The organism is Psychrobacter sp. Marseille-P5312, from assembly GCF_900291405.1.
GTDB classification, from domain to species: domain Bacteria; phylum Pseudomonadota; class Gammaproteobacteria; order Pseudomonadales; family Moraxellaceae; genus Psychrobacter; species Psychrobacter celer.
On the sequence record NZ_OLML01000001.1, the window covers coordinates 890,461 to 903,878 of the forward strand.

The 13,418-nt window shown below is 42.7% G+C and carries 13 protein-coding genes and 2 pseudogenes; 1 reads left to right on the forward strand and 14 read right to left on the reverse strand.

All coding sequences use genetic code 11. The annotated features are described in order from the left end of the window. Window positions 1–157 precede the first annotated feature (157 nt). Window positions 158–748, forward strand: coding sequence for a recombinase family protein (locus tag C6W44_RS03815; protein WP_105244290.1), 591 nt, complete (start codon window positions 158–160; stop codon window positions 746–748). Between the two features lie 136 nt (window positions 749–884). Here C6W44_RS03815 and C6W44_RS03820 read toward each other — a convergent pair. The 14 genes and pseudogenes from C6W44_RS03820 to C6W44_RS03885 all read right to left on the reverse strand — a co-directional run. Further along, a pseudogene (locus C6W44_RS03820) lies at window positions 885–980 on the reverse strand (antibiotic biosynthesis monooxygenase); the annotation flags it as partial. 188 nt (window positions 981–1,168) lie between these two features. Next, a complete protein-coding gene (locus C6W44_RS03825) occupies window positions 1,169–2,458 on the reverse strand; it encodes a hypothetical protein (RefSeq protein WP_105244291.1) in 1,290 nt (429 codons plus the stop codon). Between the two features lie 90 nt (window positions 2,459–2,548). Continuing rightward, complete coding sequence (gene tatC, locus C6W44_RS03830; protein WP_105244292.1) at window positions 2,549–3,418, reverse strand: twin-arginine translocase subunit TatC; 870 nt, start codon at window positions 3,416–3,418, stop codon at window positions 2,549–2,551. Further along, complete coding sequence (gene tatB / locus C6W44_RS03835) at window positions 3,415–3,801, reverse strand: Sec-independent protein translocase protein TatB (protein ID WP_036599454.1); 387 nt, start codon at window positions 3,799–3,801, stop codon at window positions 3,415–3,417. The genes tatC and tatB overlap by 4 nt, the downstream gene beginning before the upstream one ends. Window positions 3,802–3,856: 55 nt before the next feature. Next, window positions 3,857–4,141 carry a Sec-independent protein translocase subunit TatA gene (gene tatA, locus C6W44_RS03840; RefSeq protein ID WP_011959992.1) on the reverse strand — a complete coding sequence of 95 codons (285 nt, stop codon included), beginning with the start codon at window positions 4,139–4,141 and terminating at the stop codon, window positions 3,857–3,859. A gap of 80 nt (window positions 4,142–4,221) precedes the next feature. Then, entirely contained in the window at window positions 4,222–6,831 is a 2,610-nt protein-coding gene (locus tag C6W44_RS03845) for a copper-transporting P-type ATPase (protein WP_105244293.1), read from the reverse strand. A 421-nt stretch (window positions 6,832–7,252) separates the two neighbouring features. Continuing rightward, window positions 7,253–7,729 (reverse strand): DUF305 domain-containing protein, encoded by a 477-nt coding sequence (locus C6W44_RS03850; protein WP_037059145.1) that lies wholly within the window; start codon window positions 7,727–7,729, stop codon window positions 7,253–7,255. A gap of 95 nt (window positions 7,730–7,824) precedes the next feature. Then, complete coding sequence (locus C6W44_RS03855) at window positions 7,825–8,976, reverse strand: copper resistance protein B (protein ID WP_105244294.1); 1,152 nt, start codon at window positions 8,974–8,976, stop codon at window positions 7,825–7,827. A 25-nt stretch (window positions 8,977–9,001) separates the two neighbouring features. Further along, complete coding sequence (locus C6W44_RS03860) at window positions 9,002–10,708, reverse strand: copper resistance system multicopper oxidase (protein ID WP_105244295.1); 1,707 nt, start codon at window positions 10,706–10,708, stop codon at window positions 9,002–9,004. A gap of 94 nt (window positions 10,709–10,802) precedes the next feature. Beyond that, the gene (locus C6W44_RS03865; RefSeq protein WP_105244296.1) at window positions 10,803–11,441 is read right to left on the reverse strand and encodes a DUF411 domain-containing protein; all 639 of its coding nucleotides are present in this window, start codon (window positions 11,439–11,441) and stop codon (window positions 10,803–10,805) included. Between the two features lie 165 nt (window positions 11,442–11,606). Continuing rightward, window positions 11,607–12,200 carry a c-type cytochrome gene (locus tag C6W44_RS03870; RefSeq protein WP_105244297.1) on the reverse strand — a complete coding sequence of 198 codons (594 nt, stop codon included), beginning with the start codon at window positions 12,198–12,200 and terminating at the stop codon, window positions 11,607–11,609. 61 nt (window positions 12,201–12,261) lie between these two features. Next, window positions 12,262–12,540 carry a hypothetical protein gene (locus C6W44_RS03875; RefSeq protein ID WP_093068416.1) on the reverse strand — a complete coding sequence of 93 codons (279 nt, stop codon included), beginning with the start codon at window positions 12,538–12,540 and terminating at the stop codon, window positions 12,262–12,264. 134 nt (window positions 12,541–12,674) lie between these two features. Continuing rightward, window positions 12,675–13,001 (reverse strand): hypothetical protein, encoded by a 327-nt coding sequence (locus tag C6W44_RS03880; protein WP_105244298.1) that lies wholly within the window; start codon window positions 12,999–13,001, stop codon window positions 12,675–12,677. Window positions 13,002–13,031: 30 nt separating this feature from the next. Then, a pseudogene (locus tag C6W44_RS03885) lies at window positions 13,032–13,415 on the reverse strand (transposase family protein); the annotation flags it as partial. Window positions 13,416–13,418 lie beyond the last annotated feature (3 nt).

A 13,418-nucleotide genomic window follows, 5' to 3' on the forward strand; every position in this document is an offset into this window, starting at 1 on the left:
CTGACTCAAAAACCTATCAATAGACTATACCTAAAACGTAAATCCTCTAAACGATAATTTATCTATCAGTAGACTTGTTTCTAATATTAAATGATAGTAATATCTGTCTATTATCAATGAACATTAATTATTAAGTCTAAGTGATAGGGGTGGCGTTATGACTGTTCGTATTTATGTGAGAGCCAGTACTAAGGATCAAGACGCTAAGAGAGCCTTGTCTGACTTGATTAGCTTTAGCCAAAGCTATGATGATAACCATGTTGAGTACGTTGAGCATTTCAGTGGTACGAAGCTTGATAGACCAGTACTCACTCTGTTACTCAATGACGCTGAGGAAGGCGATATTCTGTTGGTCGAAAGTGTGGATAGATTAAGCAGGCTATCTCAAGATGATTTTGCAATTCTAAAGCAGCGCATCAAAGACAAGGGCTTGCGATTGGTGGTGGCTGATCTACCAACTACGCATACGGTAAGTAAAGGCATGACAGGTGAGATCCTAACAGTGATTAACCATATGCTGATCGACTTATTAGCAACGATGGCAAAGCTTGATAACGATAAGCGTAGAGAGCGTATTAAGCAGGGGTTGGCGAACAGTGGTTATAAGCCCACTGGTAAGAAGCCTAATACAACGAAACACAATCGTATTAAAGAATTAGCCAGTCAAAACAATATGACAAAAGAGGAGATCGCTAAGGCGGTTGGTGTTGGGGTAGCTACGGTTTATCGGGTGTTAAAGCAGGGCTAGACGACACTATGTCGGAGGGTCTCCAAACCCGGTACGGTTCACTCAAAAAATAGGAGCTTAGAGCTCCCATTTTTATGTTAGCTTTCTAAGTCTCTATGTTAATTTGAAGAATACTTCATCATAACTCCGAATACAGCTATATTTTTTTGATTTCTACAATATCATTTGATTCAATTAGCGATTGGATATTACCAAATAAACTTTGAATATAATCAGACGCTATATGGATATCTGGTGGTGTTCTAAAAAGTATGCTGGCGATAGAAGTCAATAAGAAATCTATGCTAAGTTCTCTGATTCTATAGGGCTTTCAAGGCTTCAAAAATTGTTCAAGTTTTAATCAGCATACTTTTTGACACACCACCAATTAGTTAACCGGACTTATAACAGCCTAATGCCATCTAAATAAGACCTAGACGATCACACCTGAAAGACAGGCGCGAATCCACCGCCTGGCGTACGGAAGTTAGTCACCTGACCTTGATACACACGCGCAGCAGGTAGTAACAGTTTTCCGCCATACGTATAAAGACGTATATCTACCTTTCTAGTCGTCACCACATCATCAATCTTTATTGATCGCTCTGTAGCAGGGATAAAGGTCTGCGCAATATAGCTTTCATCTAAAATAGTCTCGAATACGCGGCGGGTAATCTTGCTGCCACGGTAAACGCCCTTACTACCATAACCAGCTACTGGCTTAAAAAACAATTGTCTCCGAGTACGCCATAATTCTGCTGCATCCTCTTTTGTAACCATTCTGGTAGTTGGTACTGACTTTTTTAGATATTCTGCATCATCATCACCTAGTCCCCACGACTGCAAAGTTTGCGTATCGGATAGTAAAGTCAGGTTGCGCTTATTAGCGAATATAGCATGGGCATGCGGATTGGGGGTTACTACTACCGCACCCTCTAAATAGGCACTTTTAAGCACGGCGTGGTTGGGGTTTTCAAAGGCGAAATCGACTAACCGATTATAGATCATATCAATGGGCTTGCTATGAGCTGTCAGTACACCATCAGCATAGTTAAGCTCAGACGGATCGAGTATAACGGTATCAATGCCTTTAGCTTGAAGTAGTTGGCAGGCCAGCTGAAACTCCAAATACATGAACTGGCTTTTGGGCTTATTATCCACAATAGCAATGCGATTCGGCATGCTAGTTGCCGATTGTCGCTGCCATTCTTGTATGAACATATTAGCGACCGCTTCTTCAAACCCATCAAGCATTTTAGTAGTAGCAACACTTTGCTCTGAGGGGCGACAGCAGTGTTTTTGTGCGCGGGCAAGTGCTACGTTTAAAAATGCGCCTCCAGCATTGGTATTGATCTCAATAAGCTTGGGGTCATCGCTCCCTAAGTGAAAGTCATAACCCATAAAGGCCCCTATTGGCCCCGGATCGAAAGCCGCGATATTGGGTGCCCACGACAGTACTTGCTGTTGATATGACGGTAGTCTAGCAGTCGACTCAATAGCTGCGATGATTCGCACCATTGCTTCTATCTCTGTCTTAGGGACGAACACCGGTGTCGCTGAAAACAGCTTATTAAGCTCATTGGCTCCTAGTGGATTATCTCTTGTGTTTACTAATTGATCTTGCAGGCTGTTATTAAGCGCTTTACGATCAAGGGTAATGCAGTAGCACTCTTGGTTAAGTCGATTTGCAAGACCGTCATTTTTTTCGTTGTTATTAGTTGGGTGTTCCATTTAGAGTCCGTCGCTAAGTAGAGTACTCACGCTGACATACTCTAGTAAAAAGTAAAAAGTAAAAAAGGTTCTTGGCGTGTTTAAGTAGTGCTAGCTACTTTCTAATGTTTCATTCCCTGAGACTAAATCATTATTTCGTTCATTTTTAATTAATATCTTTGCTAAGAGTAAACCCAGCTCAAATAATAGCCACATAGGAATCGCCAACAACAGCATTGATACACCATCAGGCGGTGTCACTACCGCGGCGATCCCAAAACAGCCGACTATGATATAACGACGCTTATCTTCTAAAATTTGAGTAGAAACGATTCCGGCCATTATCAGCAATAAGGTAACCACTGGAATCTCAAAAGTCAGTCCAAACACCATAAATAGCTTGAGGGCAAAGCTCAGATAACTGTCAATATCGGTCATTGGTATAACGTTCTGCGGAGCGAACATAATAAAAAATTTCAATACCCCTTTGAGTACGACAAAGTAGGAAAAAGCAACACCAGCATAAAATAGAAATATCGAAGATAGCAGTACAGGAATGGCAATTTTCTTCTCTTTTTTATATAAGCCGGAAGCTACAAATGACCAAATTTGATACAGGATATAAGGCATTGCTAAAAATGCGGCGACGAATATCGTTAAGCGAATGGGTGCCATAAAGTTTGACGTTATATCAGTGGCAATCATGGTCGAATTGATGGGTAACTGCGCCACTAATGGGTCTGATAAAAGATTATAAAGCTCGCGTGAAAATCCCACCAATACTAAGAATATAATTAAGACGACCACGCATATTCTTATTAAGTGCGTACGCAGCTCGATTAAATGTCCGGTAATAGGCATATCGCCAAGCGTACCTAACGTATCTCCAGACTCACTATTCTGTGTTGTATCTGTTGGCGCCTCAAACTCTATATCTGTTATTTTTTCTTGTCGACCTTTTTGCCGTTTAAATAGGCTCACTGATCCGCCTCCTGTTTAATGAACGAGGAGGTAGTATTCTGTTGATGGTCTTTATCATAAGGGGTGATTGACTGATGTGAAGCGTCTAGGCTTTGGTTCTGTGACTGCTCAAACTTTTGCATACTGCCACGCATTTCTGCTAATTCGCGCTTCATATCCGACTCGGTCTGACGGATTTTCGCAAGTTCATTTTGCATTTGTTGACGTGTTTCAGCTAGATCAAGCTCAGCTTCTATTTCAGATTGTAGAGTGGATACTGTACGGCGCAGTTTGGCATACCATTGCCCAGCGGTACGTGCGGCTTGCGGCAGTTTTTCTGGGCCCAATACGATTAAAGCAATGACGCCAAACAAGAGTAATTCGGAAAACCCAATATCAAACATAACAGTCACATATATTAATAGACTACTTAGTGCCGCTATTTATAAGCGGCGCGCTTCATACTTTAGGCTGATCATCAGTGGAAATAGGGCTGATTTCCATATCATCAGCCTGATTACCTACACGCGTATTTAAATCATTACTTGCAGCTGGCGTACTATTTTCATGGCTAAGCACATGATTTTTGCGAGCATTCTCGGGTTCTTCATCTTTGACCGCTTCTTTAAAACCCTTCACCGCACCGCCTAAATCTTTACCTGCATTTTTAAGCTTGGCAGTACCAAATACGACCACCACTACGACCAATAAAATCAGCCAATGTGTAATAGAAAAGCTGCCCATAACGGTATCCTTATATTTTGTGATCTTGTTTAGACCAGTATGTGTCAGTGTGCTTTAGAACACTTTTTACCGTACCAGAATTATAGTTTCAAACGGCGCAATCGCAGCGCGTTAGCAATCACCGAGAATGACGACAAGCTCATCGCTGCCGCTGCTATCATCGGACTGAGCAGAAGCCCAAATATGGGATAGAGCACACCTGCGGCAATAGGAACACCAAGTGCATTGTAGATAAAGGCAAAAAACAGATTCTGTCTGATATTGCGCATGGTGGCGTGGCTAAGCTTATAAGCTTTGGCAATGCCCATTAAATCACCTTTTAGCAGGGTAATGCCCGCACTCTCCATCGCCACATCGGTACCGGTTCCCATAGCGATACCAACATTAGCTTGCGCTAGCGCTGGTGCGTCGTTGATACCATCACCCGCCATAGCGACCAATTTACCGCTGTCTTGCATTTCTTTGACGATACGGTTTTTATCCTCTGGTGAGACATCCGCATGAACTTCATCAATACCTAGTTTATTGGCGACTGCCTGCGCGGTTTTTTCGTTGTCACCGGTTAGCATCACAACTTTTAAACCTGCGTCATGAAGCAGTGAAATAGCCTCTTTAGTGCTTGGTTTAATAGGGTCAGCAACTGAAATAATACCAGCAGCTTTACCGTCTATAGCCACAAACATTACCGTTTCACCGTCTTTTCTACGGACATCAGCTTTAGTGGACAGCTCATTATCAAAACTATTTAGGCTTTCCATAAGCTTAGAGTTACCAATAGCGACTTTCTTACCATCGACCACGGCTTGTACGCCTTCGCCAGTAGTCGAATTAAAGTCAGTAGCTTTAGGAATAATGAGTGATCTTTCTTGAGCTGCTCTAACGATAGCTTCTGCTAAAGGATGCTCGCTAGCGCTTTCTACTGAGGCTACCAATGCGAGGAACTCGTCTTCATCTTGACCTACCTGCGCATCAATTGCGGTAAGCTCGGGCTTACCAGCGGTCAGTGTTCCGGTCTTGTCGACGACAATGGTATCGACTTTTTCCATACTCTCTAACGCTTCAGCATTTTTGATGAGGACGCCGTTTTGCGCGCCTTTGCCGGTACCAACCATAATGGACATCGGCGTCGCTAGACCAAGGGCACAAGGACAAGCAATAATCAGTACCGCAATCGCGTTAACCAAGGCATAGGCCATAGCGGGCTCAGGGCCGAATATCGCCCAGACAATAAAGGTTATGATAGAGGTGACAATAACAATAGGTACGAACCAACCCGCCACTTGATCTACCAAGCGCTGGATAGGCGCGCGGCTACGCTGGGCTTCAGCAACCATTTGTACAATTTTAGATAATACTGAATCTGCTCCAACATTGACCGCTTCGACTAATAGCGTTCCGGTGCCATTTACCGTACCACCAGTCACTGTATCTCCTGCTACTTTTGATACAGGGATTGGCTCACCCGTCACCATTGATTCATCAACACTACTATTACCATCGATCACTGTACCATCTACGGGTAGTTTCTCACCTGGTTTAACCCGTAGCTTATCGCCAGTGACGACCTCATCAAGCGAGACTTCGACTTCTTCACCGTTTTCATCGACACGTCTTGCGGTTGGTGGTGCGAGCTCAAGCAAAGCTCTAATCGCACCTGAAGTTTGGCTTCTGGCTTTGAGCTCTAATACTTGACCCAGTAGCACCAAGGTCACAATGACCGCTGCTGCTTCATAGTAGACTCCGACTTGACCAGAGGCATCTCTGAAACTGTCTGGGAAAATATCGGGAAAAAAGGTCGCGACAATACTAAAAATATAAGCAGCGCCTACGCCTATCGCAATCAAAGTAAACATATTTAGATTGCGGCTTTTTATAGACTGCCAGCCACGAACGAAAAACGGGGCGGCGCCCCAAAGCACTACAGGGGTCGCGAGCACTAACTCAGCCCATTGTAAAACCTGTGAAGGTATACCATACTGACTAAAGTCAACTCCAAACATACCGCTCATCACATATATTAATAGCGGTACAGTCAACACGGTACATATCCAAAAACGACGAGTCATGTCGTCAAGCTCTGAGGTGTCCTCTTCACCGATAGTAAGCGTTTCGGGCTCAAGCGCCATACCACATATCGGACAACCGCTATTTCTAACGTCTCTCACTTCAGGATGCATAGGACAGGTATATACCGTGCCATCGTAATCAGCAGGTACTTTATCGTATTTACCGCCTTTAACAGATTTTACTCCGCTACTATCAGTATCCTTTCCATGACAGCTAGCGTGACTATCATCTTTAGCAACTTCGTCTTCAGGTTTAAGAAACATGCCACATATTGGGCAGTCACTTTTTTCAACATCTCTTACTTCTGGATGCATAGGACAAATATAGACCGTACCGCTATAATTTTCCGGTATCTTGTCGTACTTATCGTCTTCGACAGAATTTACCTCATTACTATTATTAGCATCCGCTCCATGACAATGCGCATGACTATCTTCATGGTTGTTGGATTCAGCAACCTCGTCTTCAGGTTTAAGAAACATGCCGCATATCGGACAATCGCTCTTTTCAGTATCTCTAACCTCAGGATGCATCGGGCAGATATAAACCGTACCACTATAGTTTTCTGGCACTTTATCGTACTGACCACCTTTGATAGATTTTTCATCGGCAATATGTTTCATAAAACCACTCCCTGAAGACAATAAATAAAGCTTTTAAAGCACAATCATCAACCTTTAATTGCTATTCATCTAATTACTAATCTAGATATCTCGAAAATTAAGTTTCAATTGGAACTTAATCTTTATTACGCAAATATTTGAGTAAGGCCATAATAGTCAATATCAGTACCGCAAAAACCAGTACTGTAAACAATAAGGAGACAATAGATTCTCCCCAACCCATACCGTGCATCGATCCATTCATCATGCCGTGCATAGTCCCGTTCATCATACCGTGCATCATAATAACCATTACAAGGACTCCTTATTTGTTATTTCCTTAGTATAAGTAATGATATAGTGCTAGTGTGTGAACGTACACCTCTCAATAGTCTGCTTACTTAATAACACCTAATACAAAGTGCTCAAAATTTGTGACTGCCTATTCCAACTCATCAATAAGTGCTTGCATCTCACCGATTTCACGCTTTTGTGCTTCGATAATGTCATCAGCAAGCTGACGTACACGTGGATCTTCGATATCAGCACGCGAACTGGTCAAAATAGCAATCGAGTGATGCGGTATCATCGCCTGCATCCAATCCACTTGATCGACCGTTTGTTGTGATCTAACGCCCCATAAACCAAAGGCAAATAGCACGACACTAATCCCATAAACCATTAGATTGACCTTAGTTTTTTTATACATATTGGTCATAAAGGCGAGCATAATAATAGCCATCATAGCGCCCATATATAACGCCATATAAGCTCTGGTTTCGCTAAAATAAACGTGATCCCATTGATAAGTATTAAAATACATCATGATAAACATCACGACTGTCGATGTTAAAATCATGATTGTGAACTTTACATAAGGGTTCATTTGCTTCTGTTTATTATCCATATGGTTATTCATATTCTTGTCCTTAATTTAGTAAAAAGGCACCTAAATAAAGAGGTGCCTTTTTTTAGAGCTAGTGTTATAAACTGTTGTTACTTACATGGTTAACACTAGAACCAAAATTTCACACCAGCTGTAACGCTACTAGAATCAACAGCTTCGTCTTCTTGACGTCGCAAATCTCTTGCGTTGCCTAAAGCGGTCTCATAGCTGATACCCACATAAGGCGCGAGCTGACGACTTAACATCTCGTAAGTAAGCCTAACGTCAGCCCCAAACTCATTAAAGCCTTTAGTAATATGGTTATCTGTATCATCTTTGCTAAATGCCGTCAGCTCTACTTCTGGAATCACTACCCAATGTTGATCTAAGCGCCACTCATACTCCGCACCTAGATCTAGACGAACTTGCCCATCAGTATATAAATAAGCTCTAGCATCGGTTTCGATGAAGTAAGGTGCAGTGCCTGCAATACCAGCCATCACGGCAGATTTATCATTTTCGGTATCATAAGCAACACCGGCTTCCCCATTCCAAAAAATACTAAGTGGCTTCCAGTAAGATAGTGAGGTTAAGCTATCAATTTCTTTATCATCTTTAGTTTGGATACTACCTTCGCTACGTAGCGTTACGCGGTTGCTGTCTGTACCGTACCACGTATCAAACTCATAATTGATTTGATCATCGTCAAATTGATAGCCCAAATCGTCTACTGATACGCCCCATAACGGTAAGCTACCCATCATCACAGGCTTACCAAAGCGACCATAGGGAACACCGTTCGAGTAGTCAGGACTGCGAGCATCGGCTGGTGCTTCGCCACCTTGCATTCCTGACATGTCCATACTGCCATGATCCATGCCCGACATATCCATACTGCCATGGTCCATGCCTGACATATCCATACTGCCATGGTCCATGCCTGACATATCCATACTGCCATGGTCCATGCCTGACATATCCATACTGCCATGGTCCATGCCTGACATATCCATGCCACTGTGATCCATATCTGACATATCGCCTGACATATCCATGCCACTATGGTCCATATCTGACATATTGCCCGACATATCCATGCTGCTGTGATCCATATCTGACATATCCATATCTGACATATCCATATCTGACATATCCATACCAGACATGTCCATACTGCCATGATCCATGTTCGACATCTCAGCAGCGTTTGCTAAAGGTGACATTAGTAGCATCAAAGATGACATGCCAATAAACGGTAGACCTACTTTATATATTTTCATAATAAGGCTCATATTCGAAGGTTTATTAAACAACGGCAACTTCTCTAAACATCCCTGCTTCCATGTGATAGAGCAAGTGGCAATGCCATGCCCATCTGCCAGCTTCTCCGGTGACATCAAAGCTTATCTTTTGTGCAGGCTGTACCATTATCGTATGCTTACGTACTTGAAACTCACCTGAAGGCATCCGCAGATCGCTCCACATACCATGCAAATGCATGGGATGATTCATCATGGTGTCATTGACTAAGGTAATACGTACGCGCTCGCCCGGCTTAATATTGACCGGTGCGGCATCTTTGAACATAACCCCGTCTAGAGCCCAAATATAGCGCTCCATGTTTCCCGTCAGATGTATTTCAATCTCTCTGGTGGGTTTGCGCTGCTCTGCCATTATCTCATCGCCGACAGAGCGCAACTGACTATAATTCAAAACCTTTCTATCAATGTTACGTAGATTAATACCAGGGTCATCAAGGTTCATACGCGGACTATCAACGCGCATATCGGACTTAAAGTCATATTCTGTTTTGGCATGTTTAGCGTTATAGCCATTCGATCCCATGGCGCCCATCATGTCGGCCATCGTCAGCCATTCGACTTTGTCCATAGCAGGTATCGCAGGACGAGCACCTTTTTTGGTAGCAAGCGTTGTCGCAACATAGCCTGTCCGATCTATGTTTTGAGCAAATATGGTATGCGCGTCTTTAGTGGGCGTCACGATGACATCATAAGTCTCGGCCACCCCAATACGGAAATCATCGATATCGACGGGACTGACATCAATCCCATCCGTCGCGACGACTTTCATTTTTAGGCCGGGGATGCGTACATCAAATATCGTCTGCGCTGAACCATTAATAAAACGTAGTTTGACAGGCTGTCCAGCCTTGACAAGTTGCGTCCAGTTAGCCGCTGTGGTTTTACCATTCATCAGATAGGTAAAGGTTTTTTCACCAGACAGATCAGTAAAGTCTGTCGGCATCATGCGCATCTGATTCCACATTTTGCGCTTATCAAAAGCAGCTTTTAGATCTGTTGCGGCAATATCGGACAGTAGCTTTTTAAAATCTGGTAAATGATAATTATCAAAGTCTGCGCGTTGCTTTAATAGTTTAACCAAGTTGTGCGGGTCACGGTGCGTCCAATCACTGAGCAAAATGACATGGTCTTCCTCGATAGGATGACGTTCGCGCCCTTTCGGCTCAATGACGATGGCCCCGCGCATACCGGTTTGTTCTTGGAATCCAGTGTGCGAGTGATACCAATAAGTGCCTGATTGTTTTAATTTGAATTTATAAGTAAAGGTGCTGTTCGCAGGAATGCCATCAAAGCTAATGCCCGGCACCCCATCCATCTCAAACGGTACTAGTAGTCCATGCCAATGAATAGAGGTCGACTCATTCATTTGGTTATGGACGCGTATCACTACCGTATCGCCCTCGCGCATTTTTAGCGTTGGCGCTGGTAATGAGTCATTAATGAGCGTCGCCGTGCTTGACTTGCCATCAACAATGATGGGTTTTTTGCTGACATAAAGATCAAACTCTTTGCCTGTCAGTATGGGTACTTTATGATCGGGTTTATCACTGTTAATAGTAGCGCCCTGACTGCCTGAGCGACTCGATTGTCCCAATGCGCTACTAGCAATAGTCGGCATCAAGGAGGCACCAAGGACAGCAGAGGATCCGGTTAAAAAACGTCGGCGGTTCAGTATGTTCTTTTTATTCATAATGATAACCTGATTTAATTTGAGAGATGGTGGTTAAGCTTATAGTTATAACATTTTCGATATTTAACAGAATCTATTCACATCTAAGCCAACACTACAGCTGCTGCTGAGGAGACTCAATAGCAGCATAGACTTCTGTGGTGCCGTCTTTATTAAGCTGCATTACCTTATAAGGCATGAATTTACCTTCATACTCCATACCGGGGCTACCAACCGGCATACTCGGTACGGCAAGTCCAATAGCTTGTGCAGGAGGATTTGCTAAGAATTCAGCCATGTGTTTAGCAGGGACATGCCCTTCAAAGACAAAACCGTCGGTGGTAACGGTGGTATGACAAGAGCGCATTTGCTGTGGTACGCCATAACGCTCTTTAAATAAAGATAAATCTGTAACGTCTTGCGCAGTTGCGCTTAGACCATGACCTTCGGCATAGCCTACCCATTCTTTACAGCAGCCGCAGTTGGCATCTTTATAAACCGTGGCTGAGACGTTTTTGAGTAATGATGACGAGCTGTTAACGGGAGCATTTGTAGGAGCAGAACTTTCATTTTGTACTTGTGCATTCTGGGTAGCAGACTGTTCAACCTTTACTGGTTGAGAATCAGAGCCACTGGTATTAGATTGGCTGCAAGCGGCTAGCGTTAACGAGAGTGACGATGTCACCACCAATAAAAGTACACGACTGGATAACCAGCTATGTCCATTAGAAAGCACATGTGTGTAATGTCTCATTAAATTACTCCTAAACGTCTATTGTTATGCTCGATATTCTAAAAACTTACACCCTATATTTGAATTCTTATGTACTTAACTAAAAACATTAAATGCAACACTGTTCAGTACTGCATTATTAATAGCGACAACCGTGAGTTAGGAGGCTTTCATATCTAGAAAGTATTAATGCTGCATTCCAGATCCATCATCCGACATATTCATATCACCGTCAAATGACATGTCCATCATATCGCCATCTATCCTAGTGGTTAGCATCGTGTATTGGCTTTCATCTAATTCAGGTAACGATCTAATGAAGGCTACCATTGCCCACATTCTACCGTCATCATGGGACGCGCCCCACGCAGGCATTCCAGATGCCATAATACCGTGCTTGATTGCCCAAAAGCCTTGCTTTGCACCGTCTTCTGTTTGATAACGTTTGACAATATCAGCCTTGGTAAAGTTGGGCGGCTTTGGATATAAGCCCTCACTAAAGTCAGTTTGTGCCACTCCCGGAGACAAGTGACAGCCTGCACACATATCCTTATAGTCCGCGCCACCAGAACTGATTAGCTCAGCCTTCTCTAAATCTGGTACCACAATATCTTTACTGGCATTTTCTATGGAACGATTGCGAGCAGTTTCTAAAAAGCTAAACATCATTGGGCTATGCTCTTGGTCAGCTCCCACATTGACAACGCCACTAGTAACAACCGCAAACACGCTAACGATTGCCACAAATACGGTAAAGAGCGCACCCAATAAAAATTTCATATGTTTTCCTAACAATTTATTTCCGTTAAGTGTTGACTGCTATTTAACAGAGCTAAAATTTTTAAGATTTACTGTCGTTAGTAACGCAGTGTTTTTGGTACATTTGCTTCATTTTACCCATGTTAGCCATCATCGCTTTCATGGCAGGATCGCTCATGTCCATCTTACTATGATCCATTTTTCCCATCATATCCATATGCTTTTGCATTTTTTCACAGTTCATTTGATCTTTTTCAGCATGCATTTTAGGGTCATGTGCTAGAGCTGAGGTTGAAACGACTAGAGCGACGGCAGTGGCTACGATTGCTTTAGGTAAAGACTTTGATTTAAAGAGTGACATGGTTAATCCTTAATTGATTTAGTTGAGGGTACATAAAGCTTTAGGATATTAATTCAGTCTAAAGCATAACTTATTGATTCTGACAGAGAGATGACAGCAAGATGACAATATTGTCATCTTGCTACTTTTATATTTTAATGCGCGATATATTCATTTAATATGGCTTCAGCATTGCTATCACGATCGTTACCATATTTTTTCACAAAATACTTTTCAGACTGCAAATGTTGATCTTGATGTTGAACCTGACAAGCCACTCTGGCGTCGACATAACTTTTCTTTTGCTCTTTGGACATTTGTGCATCATTATGATCTGCGTTTCTTGCAAAACTAGTGAGCGCATCACAATTACCGAGAACAGAAGCATCTAAGTTTGTGGTATGCGCATTGGCCGCTGACATGCCCACTAACATCGATACTGAAAGCAAAGCTGCTTTTTTTAATGAACGATAGCTTTTCATATAACATCCTTAATAGACCTCTTGCAAAAGTCATAGGTTAAGCTCGGAATTAATGATACCAGCAAACAGCTTCATTCTAAGATCATAGCGCTGACGACGGTTGCGATATTTATGAGCCACGATTTTAAACAACTTTATTAAGCCTATTTTGTGTTCAACCACAATACGGAACTTTGCCAGATAGTGATTGGCCTGTTTGCATATCTCCAATAACTGACCACCACGAGGTTTCTTAAATGGTGTGAAGGTTTGCTTATGTAGATTTGCTAACCCTTGATAACCACTGTCTGCTAGATAGTTAGTATTCTCAGGTAACCAATCAGGACAAGTATCTTTATACAGCTTAAAATCGTGGATTGACCCTTTACAGGTTTGCACATCAAGTATCAAGCCGGTTTGCCAATGGACGATAACCTG